Source organism: Enterococcus sp. DIV0170 (assembly GCF_051710765.1).
In the GTDB taxonomy this organism is placed as follows: Bacteria; Bacillota; Bacilli; order Lactobacillales; family Enterococcaceae; genus Enterococcus_A; species Enterococcus_A raffinosus.
The window spans coordinates 175,189-191,930 of sequence record NZ_JBIOLG010000001.1; the positions used below are offsets into that span (position 1 = coordinate 175,189).

Annotated in this window: 15 protein-coding genes and 1 riboswitch; of the genes, 12 read left to right on the forward strand and 3 right to left on the reverse strand. The window is 41.3% G+C overall.

What is annotated here, in order from left to right:
- Positions 1-19 precede the first annotated feature (19 nt).
- Positions 20-763, reverse strand: coding sequence for an amino acid ABC transporter ATP-binding protein (locus IGI50_RS00850; RefSeq protein ID WP_010747244.1), 744 nt, complete (start codon positions 761-763; stop codon positions 20-22).
- Positions 764-827: 64 nt separating this feature from the next.
- Positions 828-2,426 (reverse strand): ABC transporter permease subunit, encoded by a 1,599-nt coding sequence (locus IGI50_RS00855; protein ID WP_010747243.1) that lies wholly within the window; start codon positions 2,424-2,426, stop codon positions 828-830.
- 125 nt (positions 2,427-2,551) lie between these two features.
- Positions 2,552-2,725, reverse strand: a riboswitch (Lysine riboswitch).
- A gap of 363 nt (positions 2,726-3,088) precedes the next feature.
- Here IGI50_RS00855 and IGI50_RS00860 point away from each other — a divergent pair.
- From IGI50_RS00860 to IGI50_RS00905, 10 genes are all read left to right on the forward strand, one after another.
- Entirely contained in the window at positions 3,089-5,119 is a 2,031-nt protein-coding gene (locus IGI50_RS00860) for a BglG family transcription antiterminator (RefSeq protein WP_438775777.1), read from the forward strand.
- Positions 5,119-5,403 carry a PTS sugar transporter subunit IIB gene (locus IGI50_RS00865; protein WP_218256429.1) on the forward strand — a complete coding sequence of 95 codons (285 nt, stop codon included), beginning with the start codon at positions 5,119-5,121 and terminating at the stop codon, positions 5,401-5,403. Before IGI50_RS00860 ends, IGI50_RS00865 begins: the two co-directional genes overlap by 1 nt.
- Positions 5,404-5,493: 90 nt before the next feature.
- A complete protein-coding gene (locus IGI50_RS00870) occupies positions 5,494-6,858 on the forward strand; it encodes a PTS ascorbate transporter subunit IIC (RefSeq protein WP_438775779.1) in 1,365 nt (454 codons plus the stop codon).
- A gap of 15 nt (positions 6,859-6,873) precedes the next feature.
- Entirely contained in the window at positions 6,874-7,716 is an 843-nt protein-coding gene (locus tag IGI50_RS00875) for a transketolase (RefSeq protein ID WP_438775781.1), read from the forward strand.
- Between the two features lies 1 nt (position 7,717).
- Positions 7,718-8,668, forward strand: coding sequence for a transketolase family protein (locus IGI50_RS00880; RefSeq protein ID WP_438775782.1), 951 nt, complete (start codon positions 7,718-7,720; stop codon positions 8,666-8,668).
- 78 nt (positions 8,669-8,746) lie between these two features.
- The gene (locus IGI50_RS00885) at positions 8,747-9,430 is read left to right on the forward strand and encodes a helix-turn-helix domain-containing protein (RefSeq protein WP_010745472.1); all 684 of its coding nucleotides are present in this window, start codon (positions 8,747-8,749) and stop codon (positions 9,428-9,430) included.
- Positions 9,409-10,329 carry an IS3 family transposase gene (locus IGI50_RS00890; protein WP_438777557.1) on the forward strand — a complete coding sequence of 307 codons (921 nt, stop codon included), beginning with the start codon at positions 9,409-9,411 and terminating at the stop codon, positions 10,327-10,329. Before IGI50_RS00885 ends, IGI50_RS00890 begins: the two co-directional genes overlap by 22 nt.
- 246 nt (positions 10,330-10,575) lie before the next feature.
- Positions 10,576-11,274, forward strand: coding sequence for an NAD-dependent protein deacylase (locus tag IGI50_RS00895; protein ID WP_438775783.1), 699 nt, complete (start codon positions 10,576-10,578; stop codon positions 11,272-11,274).
- Between the two features lie 74 nt (positions 11,275-11,348).
- Positions 11,349-12,182 carry a chorismate mutase gene (locus IGI50_RS00900; protein ID WP_438775785.1) on the forward strand — a complete coding sequence of 278 codons (834 nt, stop codon included), beginning with the start codon at positions 11,349-11,351 and terminating at the stop codon, positions 12,180-12,182.
- Position 12,183: 1 nt separating this feature from the next.
- A complete protein-coding gene (locus IGI50_RS00905) occupies positions 12,184-12,711 on the forward strand; it encodes a transcription repressor NadR (protein ID WP_438775786.1) in 528 nt (175 codons plus the stop codon).
- A gap of 12 nt (positions 12,712-12,723) precedes the next feature.
- Here the strand turns inward: IGI50_RS00905 and def are convergent, their stop codons facing one another.
- A complete protein-coding gene (gene def, locus IGI50_RS00910) occupies positions 12,724-13,287 on the reverse strand; it encodes a peptide deformylase (protein ID WP_438775787.1) in 564 nt (187 codons plus the stop codon).
- Between the two features lie 265 nt (positions 13,288-13,552).
- On the opposite strand from def, the gene rpsO reads away from it, so the two are divergent.
- Together rpsO and pnp are read left to right on the forward strand one after the other, a co-directional pair.
- A complete protein-coding gene (gene rpsO / locus IGI50_RS00915) occupies positions 13,553-13,822 on the forward strand; it encodes a 30S ribosomal protein S15 (RefSeq protein ID WP_010747233.1) in 270 nt (89 codons plus the stop codon).
- Positions 13,823-14,304: 482 nt separating this feature from the next.
- Positions 14,305-16,434, forward strand: a complete 2,130-nt coding sequence (pnp, locus tag IGI50_RS00920; RefSeq protein WP_010747232.1) for a polyribonucleotide nucleotidyltransferase — start codon at positions 14,305-14,307, stop codon at positions 16,432-16,434.
- Positions 16,435-16,742: the final 308 nt, after the last annotated feature.

Below are 16,742 nucleotides of genomic sequence, written 5' to 3' on the forward strand. Positions count from 1 at the left end.
CGTCGTGATTTTTTTTTTTTTAAGGTTCTGGATGCAATACACGATGTAGAAATTCTTTGGTTCGTGCTTCTTTCGGATTGCCGAAAATATCATCTGGATGTCCTTCTTCAGCGATGATGCCTTTGTCCATGAAGATCACGCGATCTGAGACTTCTTTGGCAAAAGCCATCTCATGAGTGACAATAACCATTGTAAGGCCGCTTTCGGCTAATTTTTTCATGATTTGCAGCACGTCACCGACCATCTCTGGGTCTAAGGCAGAAGTGGGCTCATCAAACAGCATCACTTCAGGGTTCATAGACAGAGCACGGGCAATTGCTACACGTTGTTTCTGACCACCGGAAAGCTGTGCTGGTTTCGCGTCAATAAAGCGATCCATGCCAACCTTTTCTAAATTTTCTAATGCGATTTTCCGAGCCTCTTCTTCTTTACGGCCTAAAACGGTGACCTGACCGCTCATACAATTTTGCAAAACGTTCATATTATTAAAGAGATTGAAGGATTGGAAAACCATGCCTAGATGTGTACGGTATTTTGGGAGATTATAGCCCGGAGCTAAAACATTCTCTCCTTGATACATGATTTTTCCATCTGTTGGTGTTTCTAACAAGTTGATGCAACGAAGGAAGGTTGATTTACCAGAACCTGATGCACCGATGATCGTTACAACTTCTCCTTTGTTGACGTTCATGCTGATATCTTTTAAGACGAGATTATCGCCGAAACTTTTTTTCAAATGTTCGATTTCAATGATACTGCTCATAATGATCCTCCTTGGATAAGTATTCTTTCATAGTAACAAACTGCGAAAAACGTATAGAAATTTCCTATTTATCCTCACCAACAGCTACATCTACATCGTCTAAACGGACATAAGCGGAGGGACCATCCATCTTTTTCTCTACCGCTCGTAGGATACGTGTGGCCGTGAAGGTCAATACGAAGTAAATCACGCAAATAATGAAGTAGGTCTGGAAGAACATGTAGTTTGTACCAGCCGCTGATTTCCCTTGGAAGAACAATTCAGAGACAGAGATGATACTCAATACAGAGGTATCCTTAATATTGATGACTAATTCGTTTCCGGTTGCTGGCAGGATGTTTCGTAAAACCTGCGGTAAAACGACTTTACGCATTGTTTGCCCGTGGGTCATCCCGATGGCATGAGCAGCCTCGAACTGACCTTGATCAACAGCGAAGATTCCGCCGCGGACGATTTCAGACATGTAAGCACCAGTATTGATCGAAACGATGAATAGCGCAGCTGCGGTACGATTTAAATCAATTCCGAAGGCCATCGCGATTCCATAATAGATAACCGCTGATTGAACAATCATTGGGGTACCGCGGAAAATTTCGATATACGCATTCAGCAGCCAGCCAAAGATTTTTTGCAGACCACGTTTTGCACGGTTGTCCGATTCTGGAATCGTCCGGAAAACGCCGACTAGTAAACCAATCAAGGTACCAACAGTCGTACCGACAATCGCAAGGAGTAAGGTCATTCCTGTACCGCGAAGAAACATCGAACCATTTTGTTTTAAGATACGAACAAAGACATTTTCCTTTTTACCTGAAGAGCTTTGTGTTTCGTCAGTCGCTGGCTGGTCTTTGATGGCTTGATCCATGATGTCAACACGTTCATCTTGTGGAATTTCAGCTAGGATCTGATTGACTTGTGCCATATCAGAATCTCCTTTGCGCATCCCCACAGATACTTGTACATCTTCAGGATTGGTTTGGAAACCATCGGCTTTATCAAACTCAACCATTTTTAAATCAGGGTTGACACTTTCAGCGGTCACCCCTTCAGGTCGTTCACTGACATAGCCATCGATGGTTCCAGATTCCAAAGCGACGCGCATCGCTGGAAAATTATCCATGGCTTCCTGTTTGTTTACGTCAGGGATCTGAGGAATGACATCATAATGGAACGTGCTCAACTGAGCGGTAATTTTTGCGCCAGCAAAATCCTTAATTGAAGTTGCTTTTGCATACTTTGTATCTTTACGAGTGACGATGACTAGTTGAGATTCGTAATAAGGATCAGAAAAATCGACTTCCTTCCGGCGTTCAGCCGTCGGGGACATTCCGGCGATGATCGCGTCGATCTTGCCAGATTGCAGTGCAGGGAGTAATCCGTCCCATTCGGTTTTTACAATGACCAGTTTGCGGTTCATCTTATCAGCGATTTTTTTCGCCATTTGAACGTCGTAGCCTCCGGCGTAAGCCTTGTCTCCTTGGATTTGGACAGCACCGTTCCGGTCATCTTTTTGTGTCCAGTTGAAAGGAGCGTAGCCGGCTTCCATGCCCACGCGTAATTCTCCTTCAGGGGTCTTTTCATCTGCCCGAGTGACTAGCGGGGCTCCTAGAAATGAAATAAATAAGGCAATGAGTGCGATAACTGAAAATTTTCTTCTATTCATAATTTCTCCCTTTCTTGAAATCACGAGATTGGGTAAGGGCTGTCTTTGAAAATCTGCAACAAAAAAAGCCGCCGATTTGTGTATAAGGCCGCTTGCAGATAATAAGAAGATGATGTTCCCTCTCACAAAAACATAGCGCAACTTAGCATCACTGCTAAGACAGTCCGCAAGTTATTCGCTTGCGTCCCAACATACAAAACAAAGAGAATTTTGTACATTTCGGCGAAACTTCCTAGACCTATTTCAACGTGTCTCTGCACTCCATAGGGTTAATAAGGTTCGCGACCTCTACCTCATTGTTCTGAGGCATCTCGTATTCAGTTATTATGTTTCACAGTCTAAAGCCTAGAAATGAAAAAGTCAATGGAAATCATTTGAAACGAACAAAAAACTTGTTCGTTTTTTTAATTACTTTGAATTATTTGTTCGAAAAGTCCAAAAATATTGGCAAATAATTTTTCTTTTAGTAAAAAAGGCCTTTTTTCGTTTGGATAAAAGTATTGCAACAGTACTATTCGTTCTGAATAATACGATTAAGCAGCCTCAGCACATAATTTTGCTTTCGGTACAATCATTTTGATTTTCAAAACGTAAATTGTACTGAAGAAGGTTCGATAATAAAACGGTTACACTCTATACTTTAGTCAGGAGGTGAGGAGAAAGTGAATTACAAAATGAGCTATCTCCTATCCAATTATTTTAATCGTTACGTAACATTAAAAGAAGCGACCCAGCAGACGGGATTATCTACTAATGAGCTCGCGACTCAATTAGCGGAGTTAAATTTGACCGTTGAAAGCGGAACAGCTTCAGAAGAACAGCATGTGTTCATTAAACCGCTCTCTATCGAGCAGTGGACACGAAAACTTGTGAATCATACGTATGAATACCTTGTTTATACTGAGGAGCAGCGTCAGGCATTGATTTATTTGTTGAGTTACTCTGCGTTTGAGGAATTGTCACTGTTTCATTTTCAAGATTTTTTAGAGATTTCAAAAGGCACGGCGATCGCTGACGTTAAAAAGCTCCGAACCTATTTATCCACCCAAGGGATTGAATTGGTGTATTCCAGAAGAGCAGGATTTTATCTAACTGGTGATGAACTGGAGATTCGGCGAGTGGCGCAAAATTTTGTTGCTCGTTTAGTACAGGAAACGACGGGGAAATTTGGTTTGTTCTATTGGTTGAATCAGTTTGATCTGACATTGTATGCGAGCATTCGTGATCATATTCAGAAATTAACGAGTAACCTAGGGCTGACCATTGTACCAAGTAGAATTGAGGAAGTCTGCTTATTGATCGGATTGTCCTATAAGCGTATCAATGAACAGCGTTTGACTCAATTGACTGATTTGGACATTTTACAGTCGTTAACGGTCCATCAAGCGAGTGAACAATTTTTTGATACTTTTTTTGAAAAAAATCATCCGATTGAAACAGGCTATCTGACGATGGTATTAATGACTATCGTACAAGGAGAAATTCGTGATTTACAACTGGATTTCTTACTAAGCTGTTCGGCAGAAATTATCCATCGGATGGAAAATTATTCAGCAATTCAATTTTCAAATTTTAGAGAATTATTGATGAATCTTTTTTATCATCTAGTTCCCGCTTATTTTCGCATTCGGTTCGGTTTTTACTTGCCTAATGTTTTGATTGAAAATATTCAACTGGATTATCCGGAGATTTTCGATTTTACAAAACAAGCACTTTATCCGTTAGAGCAAGTTGTAGGACAAAAAATTCCTATTGAAGAAGTTGGTTTCTTTTCCATCTTGTTTGGTGGAGCGATTACTAATCAGAAGGCTGAAGAAGCTGAAAAGGAAGTCCGGGCGCTCATTGTTTGTCCAAGTGGGATCAGCTCTTCTTTGATCTTACAAACAGAGTTAAAAAAAATGTTTTCGACGATTCGCTTCCAGGAAGCTGGCTCGATCGATCAGCTGCAGAATATTTCGGAGGAAAATTATGATGCGGTTTTCTCAACCATTCCATTGAATAGCAAGAAACGTGTGTATCTCGTTAAGCCGCTAATGTCGCAGCTGGAAAAAAATCAATTGATCAATCATGTTCAGGAAGAATTGCTTGTTCCTGGTTATTCACTGCCCAGTGCGGAAGAAATACTCAAGGCACTGAACCCCTATATTGATTTGAAAAAAGGGGTGACGGAAGAAAAGCTGTACAAAGTGTTAAATAAGAAAATGAATCGATTAATTGAGAAAAAGGAGGACAATCGTCCAATGTTAACAGAACTTATTACTCCGGATATGATCCAAATCAGCACAGAGGTTGCGGATTGGGAATCAGCGATTCGTTTGGCGGCACAGCCTTTGGTAGATAGCCAAAAAATCGAGGATCGTTATTCGGAGGCAATGATTGAAAAAGTAAAACAGTATGGACCATTTATCCATATCGGTAAAGGGATCGCTTTGCCCCACGCACGACCTGAAGACGGCGTGAAGGCACTAGGAATGTCGCTCTTAAAGGTGGAGAAGCCCGTTTTACTATTAAATGATGAAAAGCATGCCATTCAATTATTTGTTTGTTTAGCAGCAGTCGACAACGAAGCTCATTTGCGTGCATTGTCTAGTCTAACTAAACTATTATCCAATCGAGAGAACTTGGATGATCTATTGGCATCAACAACCAAAGAAGAAATCACAACTATTTTAACTAGAGGAGAGAATAACTAATGAAATTTGCAGCAGTATGCGGCTCAGGCTTGGGCTCAAGCTTTATGGTAGAAATGAATATCAACAGTGTATTACAAGAATTAGGGGTAAAAGACGTCGAAGTTGCTCATTACGATATGGGGAGTGCCGCGCCCGATCTAGCGGATGTCTTTTTTGTGGGGACAGACTTAGCAGATAGCGCGAAGCATCTTGGAGAAGTCGTTGTTTTAGACAGCATTATTGATATGGATGAATTAAAAACGAAGGTTCAAGCGGTTTGCCAAGAAAAGGGCCTGCTTTCTTAACATTTTTGCTAGATAGTAAAGAAATCTTGTTCTTAGCCATCTGAACGGATAGCAAAAGAATTACTTGAAAACGATATAGGAGGAATACAAATGAACGGAATTTTGGATATTTTGATCGATATTGCCAGTACACCGGCTTTATTGGTTGCATTGATAGCCATTTTAGGGAATGTTTTGCAGAAGAAAGATACAGCGTCTATTGTTAAAGGCGGAATTAAAACGTTTGTTGGATTCTTGGTAGTAACTGCGGGTGCTGGTGTAGTTGAAGGCTCATTGGCACCGTTTGGCGAGATGTTTCAAGCCGCCTTTAACATGCAGGGAGTAGTACCAAATAATGAAGCCATCGTAGCGCTGGCTCTAACGAAGTATGGCACGTATACAGCACTTATTATGTTAGTCGGAATGATTTTTAATATTTTGATCGCACGTTTTACGCGCTTCAAATATATTTATTTGACTGGGCATGCAACCTTATATATGTCTTGTATGATTGGTGTCATTTTAAGCGTAACGAAAATGGGTGCCGTTCCACTAGTGTTGTTTGGCGGTCTAGCCTTAGGGATAGCCAATACTATTTTCCCAGCGGTGGCTCAACCATTTACAAAGCAAATTACGAAGAATAATACCGTTGCCTTAGGACATACTGGAAACTTCGGCTACGCCTTGAGTGGTCTCATCGGAAAATATGTTGGCAACAAGGAAAAATCAACAGAGGATATTAATTTTCCGAAAGGCTTATCCTTCCTACGAGATTCTACTGTCAGTATCACGATCACGATGGCTGTTGTTTATGTGATTGTGGCTCTCTTCGCCGGAAATTCTTATGTTACGACCAATTTAAGTGATGGGACAAACTACATCATCTATTCTTTACAACAAGCTGGGTCGTTTGCAGCGGGCGTCTTCGTCATCTTAGCTGGGGTTCGTTTGATCTTAGCGGAAATTGTTCCAGCCTTCAAAGGGATTTCAGAGAAATTAGTCCCAAATTCAGTGCCGGCATTAGATTGTCCAATCGTATTTCCATATGCGCCAAATGCTGTATTGATTGGGTTCTTGACTAGTTTTGTTGGTGGGATTGTAAGTTTGGCGATCATGGTTCTTACTGGAACGACAGTGATTATTCCTGGTGTCGTACCTCATTTCTTCTGCGGAGCAACAGCTGGAGTTTACGGGAACGCTACTGGGGGTCTGCGAGGAGCGGTCGTTGGTTCTTTTGTTCATGGAGTAATTATCAGCTTTATGCCGATTCTTTTAATGCCGGTTATGGGTGATTTAGGCTTCCAAGGGTCCACCTTCTCAGATACCGACTATGGTGTCGTGGGTATCTTCTTAGGAAACTTAGCAAATGCTGGTGGACAAATCGCAGTCATTTCTGGAATTGTGGCCGTTTTAGCAGTATTGATTGGATTAACGGCCATAGGCAAAAACAAAAAATCAAAAGCTGTCTCAGAGTAAGAGGAGAAGTGTGGAATGAAGAATGTGACAATCAAAGAGTTAGAGGATTTGGCGACAAAAATTCGAATCAATAGTATTGAAGCTATTCGAAAAGTCGGGGCGGGGCATATCGGGGGTTCGCTATCAATTGTTGAACTATTAGCTGTGCTTTATGGGAAGCAAATGGTTTATGATCCCGAAAATCCTCAGTGGGAAAAGCGTGACCGCTTAGTATTGTCAAAAGGGCATGCGGGTCCAGCTTGGTATAGTGCATTATCGGCAGTTGGCTTCTTTCCAGAAGCATGGTTATGGACATTGAATGAGGGAGGAACCAAGTTGCCCTCACATCCAGACCGAAGAAAAACTCCTGGTGTGGATGCTACTACAGGTTCACTAGGACAAGGAACCTCTCTAGCGGCAGGGATAGCTACTGGATTGAAACTGCAAAAGAGCGAGAGCTATGTCTATCTAATTGTCGGGGATGGCGAACTAAATGAGGGGCAATGCTGGGAAGCTTTTCAATACATCGCCCATTTCAAATTGAATCACTGCATCGTAATCATTGATGAAAATAAGAAGCAATTGGATGGCACGACACAGGAAATATTGAATCCGTTTGATCTTACAGAAAAAATGCGCGCGTTTGGTTTTGCTGTACAAAAAGCCAAAGGAAACGATCTAATCGCCATTGATCAAGCGATTGAAGCATGTAAAAAAATTGAAGACCAAGCAGTTTGTATTGTTTTAGATAGCGTAAAAGGGCAAGGGATAAAATATTTTGAAGAAATGGCGGCCAACCATTCAGTAAAATTTGATAATGATGCCGTTCAAGAAGCTACAGATCAAGCCCTAGAGGAATTAAGAAAGGGGCGTGCCTAATATGTTCACCTTAGCAGATAATCATGAGGTTGGTAAAGAATTGCGGGCAACGGTAGTAGATGCCTTGAAAGCGGCGATGTCAGTAGATGAGAAAATCATCGCACTGGATGCGGACCTGGGCGGCGCAAGTAAGTGGACAGAGCTTGCTCAAAGTACACCAGAACGTTTTATTAATGTTGGAATTGCTGAAGCCAACATGATCGGGGTGGCAGCAGGACTTAGTCTGACTGGCTACACACCATTTATCCACACCTTTGGTCCTTTTGCGACGCGTCGTGTGTTAGATCAAATCTATCTGTCTGGTGCTTACGCAGACAACACGATAAATATTTATGGTTCAGATCCAGGCTTTACTGCGGGACATAATGGCGGGACACATACCACATGGGAGGACGTCGCACTATTGCGTTCGATCCCAGAAGTCATCATATGCGACGCCGCCGATGAAGTGCAGATGGATTGGATCATCAAGGAATTCGCTAGATTAAAAGGCGTACATTATGTTCGCGGTAATCGTAAAGGCGTAAAAAATATCTATGCACCCGGTTCGACCTTCAAGCTTGGTAAAGGCAATGTATTGCGAGAAGGACAAGACTATTTGATTGTTGCCACAGGTCAGCTTGTTTCTGAAGCATTAGAAGTAGCGAACGCCTTAGAAGCGAAGGGAGAATCAGTCGAAGTCATTGATATGTTTACTATCAAGCCTTTAGATAAGGAATTGCTGCTGGAACGATTCATTGGAAAGAAAGCCGTTATCACGATTGAGAATCATTCGATTACTGGTGGCCTAGGTAGTGCTGTGGCCGAAGTTTTAGCCGATAACGGGTTGGCGATACCATTGAAACGAATGGGTGTTGATGAGCGTTTCGGTCAAGTAGGAACGCCAGCTTTCCTACAGGAGGAATTTGGCTTGACGACGACAAAAATTTTAGAACAACTAAACAGCCTATAAAAAAGAATTCCCTCAATTTGATATGCTACCCCTAACTAGGACAAAGAAATAATTAAGTCCTAGTTAGGGGTATTTATTATGGGAAAAAGACAGATGAAACTTACTGTGGAAAAACGAGTACAGTTTGTTAAACAGTATTTGAATGGAGAACGAGGATCAGCTCGAACCGCTAAAGAAGCTGGAATTAGTTCCACTACGTTGAAACGATGGTGCGCAATTTATGAAAACGAAGGTCCTGCTGGGTTGATTGCCACAAGAAAGAATAAGGGATATTCAAAGGAACTAAAACTTGAAGCCGTTCTTGATTATCTGAATGGCTCAGACAGCCTATTGAGAGTAGCTAAAAGATACGAATTAAGAAGTACAACTCAACTTCGAGACTGGATTAAGAGATATAATACTCATGGAGACTTCAAATCAGAAAGTGGTGGAAGCAACGTGAGACAAACAAAAAAATTCAGTTTGGAAGAACGTGTAGAAATGGTCCTGTATTGTATCGCAAATGACTATGATTACAGCGGGACCGCAGTCAAATACCAAGTGAAATATGCCAATCTCTACAATTGGGTAAAGCGTTACGAAAAAAAAGGCAAGGCCGGTTTAGAAGATCGTCGTGGACAACGAAAAGCCAAACAAGAAAGTCGCACCCCAGAGGAAGACGCGCAAATCAGAATCGCTCAACTCGAAGAACAAGTAAAATACCAACAGATGGAGATCGACCTGTTAAAAAAAGTAAAGGAATTAGAAAGAAGGGATCGCTAGGACAAGTCAGAAAAGTAGTTGCTTACGAAGCAATCAAAGAACTTCACGAAGAAAAAGCCTATGCCATCTTACCCATGTGTAAAATCATGAGTGTCACTCGTTCGGCTTATTTGCGATGGATCGAACATCCCTATAGTGAACGGACGCTAGAAAACATGGAATTGGCGAAAGTTATACGGATCATTCATAATGAACATCCTGAAAAAGGGTATCGCGGGATTAATAATGACTTGCTTCGAGAACACGATATTCATGTCAATGACAAACGCGTGTTGCGTATCTGCCGACATGAAGGGATTCAGTCGACCATCAAACACTCTGCCAACAGTATTACAAAAGGAGCGAATCATCCCTACCACACCGCCGAAAACATTTTAGATCGTAAGTTTACTGCCGAAGCGCCGAATCAAAAATGGCTAACGGATGTAACGGAATTCAAATATTATGAGGGACCAGAAATCCACAAGGTTTATTTAAGCGCGATTTTAGACCTCTATGATCGTCGGATTGTTTCTTACGTCATTAGTGATACCAATGACCTGAATATTGCCTTTGATACCTTCGATCAAGCAATCGAAACAGAACCTGATGCTCACCCGCTCTTTCATAGCGATCGTGGATTCCAATATACGCATCAGAATTTTTATAACAGAGTCATTGAAGCTGAAATGACGCAAAGCATGTCTCGTGTTGGAAAATGTATCGATAATGGTCCGATGGAAGGGTTTTGGGGAATGATCAAACGAGAAAAATATTACGGCAAGAAATTTACGAGTCGTACAGAACTAGTCACGATGATTGCGAATTATATGGACTATTACAACAATGGGCGCTATCAACGAAAATTACATGTGTTGACACCGATGGAGTATCACAATCTGTATTACGAAGCAGCCTAATCATTCGTGCGTTTCAAACATAAAACGTCCTTTGTTTTGTGTTTGAAACGCATGACCAACCAAGCGGCAGCGCGGTAGTTGTTTCTTAGAAAAGTTAAAAACTACTCTTCAAGAAGCGAAGAGTAGTTCTAAAAATCATTCATTATTTCATTGTCCTATTGACGGGTAGCCCACCAATTTTTAATTGGGGGAACTCTTTTTGTTTTGTGTTGAATTTATACTATACTGATTCTTGAGGTGATAGAAATGGAAATCACAGTTGATCAAGCTGTAGAAATGATTCAACAAAGCAAAAGTATTACATTTCTAACAGGAGCAGGTGTTTCAACGCCTTCTGGAGTCCCTGATTATCGTTCGCTGCAAGGGGTGTATCATGGACTTGAGGTGCCAGAATATCTTTTAAGTAATGCGTGCTTGGTTCATGAGCCAGAAAAATTTTATCAATTTGTAAAGCATTTATACCATGAAGAGGCGCAACCCAATAGTATTCATCTAGCAATGGCGGAAATGGAAAAAACGAAAAAAATCTGGGTCGTATCGCAAAATATTGATGGTTTGCATGCAGCAGCAGGAAGTCGGCATTTAGTGAATTTCCATGGTTCGTTATATGACTGTTATTGTCGTAATTGCGGAGAAGCCGTGCCATGGGAAGAGTATTTACAAAGTGATCGGCATCGCGTATGCGGTGGACAGATTCGGCCAAACATTGTTTTATACGGTGAAGGATTTGAAGAGAAGGTGATTCAGCAGGCAATCCAAGCAGTTGGAAATGCTGAGCTTGTGGCTATCGTAGGAACAAGCTTTCAAGTTCATCCGTTTTGTGATTTAATTTATGAAAAACAACAATCTGCGAATGTTTTAGTAATAAACCAGACACCGATTCAATTGGCAGGCGAGTATAATTTTGTGCAAACAAATGGTGTAGCAGTTTTTAGTAAATTGTAGATACGTATCTGTTCCATCTGCAGTTTTTAAGAGAATAGAAGAGTATTGTGACATAAAAGCTAGGAGGAAGATGAGTGGAGTTAACAGAAAAAGAAAAAATGATCGCAGGCAAATTATATTTTGCGGGTGATCCTGAATTAGTAGCCGACCGTAAAGATGCACGAGTAAAATTGCATGCAATTAATCAAGAGATGGATAAGAAAAAACGCGAGGAACTGGTAAAGGCGACTTTTGGCGGGACTAAAAACCGTGTATACATCGAGCCGACGATCTCCTTTGATTATGGCTACAATATTTTTGTTGGAGAGAATTTCTATTGTAATTTCCATAATGTTTTCTTAGATATTTGTCCAATTACCATTGGTGACAACTGCCTGTTTGGACCGAATGTTCAATTGTATACAGCTAGTCATCCGTTAGAGCCAGGAAAACGGAACAGCGGACAAGAACTTGGCAAACCAATTACTATTGGGAACAATGTTTGGATCGGCGGCTCTTCTGTCATCATTCCAGGTGTGACTTTGGGTGATAATGTTGTTGTTGCTGCGGGTGCAGTCGTGACGAAGTCCTTCCCAGACAATGTCGTGGTAGGGGGGAATCCAGCGCGGATTATCAAGACGATCGAGGAAGACAAGGAAAAGGACGCCTTAACTCAAGCGCGTGAAAAAATTGATCAAATTGATCAGGCGCTCGTGAGTCTATTAGAAAAACGAATGTCGGCAGTTAGTGAAGTGACTGCTTATAAAGCGCAAACAAAAAAAGCGGTCTTAGACACTAATCGAGAAGAAGCAGTGTTGGAAAATGTCGCGAATTTGGTAAAGGATGAAAACTATCGAGAAACGATTGTAGAGACATTTAAGGATATTATGAAACAATCACGGAATTATCAAGAAAGGCGGTTGAAATAGCATGATGGATGGGGATAAACGTAAAGCTGAAATATTACGCGCGCTGCAGCAAACGGAAAAGCCAATCAGTGCCACCAGCTTTGCAAAAGAATTTGGCGTGAGCCGTCAGATCGTAGTTGGTGATGTCGCATTATTGCGAGCCTCAGGAGAAAATATCATCGCAACTGCCCGCGGTTATCTGTTAGAACGTGAATCTGGAAAGCTAATTAGTAAGATAGCAGTACAACATACGCCACAGCAGACAGAGGAAGAACTGCGAACGATCGTTGAACATGGCGGTGAAGTGATTGATGTCGTCGTAGAACACCCTTTGTATGGTGAACTTGTCGGAGGCTTGCATCTTACAACGCAGCAAGACGTGGATACGTTTATTAAAGAAGCGAATGAGCTGCAAGTAACCCTCTTATCCGAGTTGACAGCGGGGATTCATTTACACACGATTGCCTATGAAACGTTAGAAGATTTAGCAGAAATCAAACAGGCGCTTTCGGAAAAAGGGATTCTATATGAAGAAAAACACCATTCGTAGTGAATGGTGTTTCTATTCGATGACTAAAACGCCATCTTTTAGTTGTAACGGATTCTTTTCATCGATATGATCGTAGAACATAACGCCATTAATATGATCAATCTCATGCTGTACAACAATTGCGTTATAGTTTTTCAAACGTACTTTATGTTTCTCGCCCTCTGCATCAAAATAAGAAACAGTAATGCGTGCAGCACGAACAACATAACCTGGTACTTCACGATCAACCGATAAGCAGCCTTCTCCTTCGCCTAAGCAGGCCTCTTGGACCGAGTGGCTTAAAATTTTCGGATTGTACATCACTGTACTGATTCCGTTCTCAGGTTTTTCTGGATCAACACTCGGAACATGAACAGCAATGATCCGTTTTGAGATGTCTAACTGGGGAGCGGCCAAGCCGACACCGCCTCGTAGATTTAATTCTTCTGCTTTTACGGGGTCTTGACTGTTTTTAAGAAACTGCAGCATTTCTTTGCCAAGCTCCACATCTTCAGCGGTTGGAGGAATCGGGACTTCTTTGGCAACCGCCCGCAAGGTTGGATGGCCTTCCCGAATAATATCATCCATTGTGATCATTAAAAAGTCTCCTCTCAGACATGATTTCATCACGTTAGTTTAACACAAAAAGTAAGTAAGGTAAAAAAACTGTTTCTAGAGAAGCCGTTCTTTAAAAAAATTGTAATGATTGTAAAAGACTTGCTTAAATTGCTGTACAGCTTGATTTTTTAGAGTAAATAAAGTAAAGTGTTAGAGTGTGCAAAGCGCACCACCTATCACTTGGTTGGGCGATTCACCAACGCTCTACTCAGTCGTAGGAAGAAAAAAGGAAGAGGTGAAAACCATGGCATTATCAAAAGAACGTAAAAACGAAATCATCAATGAATATGCTCGCCATGAAGGAGATACTGGTTCTCCAGAAGTACAAATCGCTGTATTAACGGAAGAAATCAATCAACTTAATGAGCATGCACGTGTCCACAAAAAAGACCACCATTCATATCGCGGTCTAATGAAAAAAGTTGGTCATCGTCGTAACTTGCTAGCTTACTTACGTAAGAATGAAGTACAACGTTACCGTGAATTAATCCAACGTCTAGGACTACGTCGTTAATTCGTACTACTATGAAAGTGAGGTTCCTAGGAATCTCACTTTTTTTGACAGTTTCACTTCGTATTTTCAATACGTTAATGAAATGTTATGCGAAGCGAGAATAAGTTCATTTTTCTGGTTTGTAGAAAAAATGAGCTAGCTGCTAGTTTATCATGCAAACGTAGAAAATATTAGTAGGCGATCGTTTATATCTAAGTGAATCTATTACCGAGGCTTTCTCGGAAAAAATAAAAGACCTTTGATTAGCGTGTTGTCACTCTACTAACCAAATGCAAGTAGAGGTTGAAACAGAAGTGTTCAGCTTCAAGAAATAAGACAGGCAATCTGAAAACAGCTTTTCGTGTTTTCGAGATTGACGGACTTATTTCCGTAGAAGCTACTTCTGGTACACCGTTTATTGGCAATTTCAGTGTACGCATGTTTCACCCGCTGTTTCCATTTGTTTAGTAGCGTCGCACTGGTCAAAGGGAAAAGGAGAAATTATGTCAGAAAAACAAGTTTTTAAAACCACTTGGGGCGGACGCCCTCTGCAAGTTGAAATTGGTCAGCTTGCTAAACAAGCGAATGGCGCAGTATTGGTTCGCTATGGAGACACAGTTGTATTAAGTGCAGCGGTTGCTTCAAAAGAAGCGAAGGATACCGACTTTTTCCCATTAACGATCAACTATGAAGAAAAGATGTATGCGGTAGGTAAAATTCCTGGAGGCTTCATTAAGCGTGAAGGACGTCCAAGTACAGATGCGACTTTAACCGCTCGTTTGATTGACCGCCCGATTCGTCCGATGTTCGCTGATGGCTTCCGTAACGAAGTTCAAGTGACAAACGTGGTAATGAGTGTGGAACAAGATTGCTCCCCTTCAATGGCGGCGATGTTTGGTTCTTCATTAGCATTAGCTATTTCAGATATTCCGTTTGACGGTCCTATCGCAGGAGTTGATGTGGGACGTGTGAATGGCGAGTATGTGCTAAACCCTACGACGGAACAACATGAGGCATCAGATATTGATTTAACCGTTGCCGGTACGAAACAGGCTATCAACATGGTTGAATCTGGTGCAAAAGAAGTCTCTGAAGAAGATATGTTAGGGGCATTATTGTTCGGTTTTGAAGCAATTAAAGAAATGGTCGCTTTCCAATCTGAAATCGTCGCAGCAGTCGGTAAAGAAAAAATGGAAGTGTCCTTATTACAAGTCAATCCAGAATTGAAAAAAGAAATTTTTGACGGCTATTACGAAACAATGAAGACAGCTGTAATGACGATGGACAAATTGGCTCGTGAAGATGAAATCGAAAAAGTTAAAGAAACAGTGAAAGAAGTCTATGGAGAAAAATTTGCGAATGTTGAAACCGAAGACTTAGTTCAAATCACAAAAGAAGTGAAACAAATCGCAGAAGATCTTGAAAAAGATGTCGTGCGCGAATTAATCACGATTGACAAGATTCGTCCGGATGGTCGTAAATTAGATGAAATCCGTCCATTGGCAGCAGAAACAAGCTTATTGCCACGGGTTCACGGATCAGGTTTGTTCACTCGGGGACAAACACAAGCATTGTCTGCTTGTACCTTGGCGCCTTTGGGTGAGCATCAAATTATTGATGGTTTAGGAACAGTTGAAAGCAAACGATTCATTCATCATTACAATTTCCCACAATTCTCTGTTGGTTCAACAGGACGAGCAGGATCTCCTGGTCGCCGTGAAATTGGACATGGAGCATTGGGTGAACGTGCTTTGGCTCAAATTATTCCAAGTGAAGAAGATTTCCCTTATACAATTCGTCTAGTAGCGGAAGTATTGGAGTCAAACGGTTCGTCTTCACAGGCAAGTATCTGTGCGGGCACTTTAGCATTGATGGATGCGGGTGTTCCAATCAAAGCGCCTGTTGCCGGGATCGCTATGGGATTAGTTTCAGATGGAGAAAACTATACAATCTTGACAGATATCCAAGGGTTGGAAGACCATCTTGGCGATATGGACTTTAAGGTTGCTGGAACAAAAGATGGTATCACTGCTTTGCAAATGGATATTAAAATCCAAGGGATCACAGAACAAATTCTTTCAGAAGCGTTGACACAAGCGAAAAAAGCGCGGATGGAAATTTTAGAAGTGTTGACGGATACGATCGCTGAACCGCGTGAAGAATTAAGTCCTTATGCACCGAAGATTGAAATGATCCAAATCGACCCAGATAAGATCAAGACAGTTATCGGTAAGGGCGGCGACACGATTAATGGCATTATCGAAGAAACTGGCGTGAAAATCGATATTGATCAAGAAGGCAATGTCAGCATCGCTTCTTCCGATGCTGAGATGATTAAGAAAGCTATCAAGATCATTGAAGAACTAACAAAAGAAGTAAAAGTCGGCGAAGTTTATCTAGGTAAAGTAGTTCGTATCGAAAAATTTGGTGCTTTCGTAAACTTGATTAAGGGCAAAGACGCGCTGGTTCATATTTCTCAACTTGCTAACGAACGCGTTAATAAAGTGGAAGATGTTGTGAAACTAGGGGACGAAGTACTCGTTAAAGTCACTGAAATCGACCGTCAAGGACGTGTAAATGCTTCTCGTAAAGCCTTGCTGAAGGAAGAAGAAAGCAAAAAAGAAGAAAAATAGTTTCTATTTTGAGGTTATTCTTTGACAATTCTCTCTGGAAACTGGATAATACGGATAAGTTTTAGGGGAGTAGCGACATAGAGAAACGTTCTATGCTTTTAGATCAACAACTAGTGCATAGCACTGGTCTAAGAGGTAATTTGCAAGACCTAAACAATAGTGAAAGCTGTTGTTTAGGTCTTTTTTTGCAAGTTCTTCTTCGCGTTTTCGTGCGATTAGAAGGATGGTATGCGTAGCGAGATTCATGGTTTCGGAGCAATGAACTTCGCACTACGAAATAGCAGCGAGTTTCACTTCTTACTTCAGTA

What these genes read in the sequence shown, in the direction of transcription:
- IGI50_RS00870 (WP_438775779.1), top strand. Translation starts at nt 5,494, where the DNA reads ATGAACGGAATTTTGGATATTTTGATCGATATTGCCAGTACACCGGCT.
- IGI50_RS00895 (WP_438775783.1), top strand. Translation starts at nt 10,576, where the DNA reads ATGGAAATCACAGTTGATCAAGCTGTAGAAATGATTCAACAAAGCAAA.
- rpsO (WP_010747233.1), top strand. Translation starts at nt 13,553, where the DNA reads ATGGCATTATCAAAAGAACGTAAAAACGAAATCATCAATGAATATGCT.
- IGI50_RS00875 (WP_438775781.1), top strand. Translation starts at nt 6,874, where the DNA reads ATGAAGAATGTGACAATCAAAGAGTTAGAGGATTTGGCGACAAAAATT.
- pnp (WP_010747232.1), top strand. Translation starts at nt 14,305, where the DNA reads ATGTCAGAAAAACAAGTTTTTAAAACCACTTGGGGCGGACGCCCTCTG.
- IGI50_RS00855 (WP_010747243.1), bottom strand. Translation starts at nt 2,426, where the DNA reads ATGAATAGAAGAAAATTTTCAGTTATCGCACTCATTGCCTTATTTATT.
- def (WP_438775787.1), bottom strand. Translation starts at nt 13,287, where the DNA reads ATGATCACAATGGATGATATTATTCGGGAAGGCCATCCAACCTTGCGG.
- IGI50_RS00880 (WP_438775782.1), top strand. Translation starts at nt 7,718, where the DNA reads ATGTTCACCTTAGCAGATAATCATGAGGTTGGTAAAGAATTGCGGGCA.
- IGI50_RS00850 (WP_010747244.1), bottom strand. Translation starts at nt 763, where the DNA reads ATGAGCAGTATCATTGAAATCGAACATTTGAAAAAAAGTTTCGGCGAT.
- IGI50_RS00865 (WP_218256429.1), top strand. Translation starts at nt 5,119, where the DNA reads ATGAAATTTGCAGCAGTATGCGGCTCAGGCTTGGGCTCAAGCTTTATG.
- IGI50_RS00905 (WP_438775786.1), top strand. Translation starts at nt 12,184, where the DNA reads ATGATGGATGGGGATAAACGTAAAGCTGAAATATTACGCGCGCTGCAG.
- IGI50_RS00885 (WP_010745472.1), top strand. Translation starts at nt 8,747, where the DNA reads ATGGGAAAAAGACAGATGAAACTTACTGTGGAAAAACGAGTACAGTTT.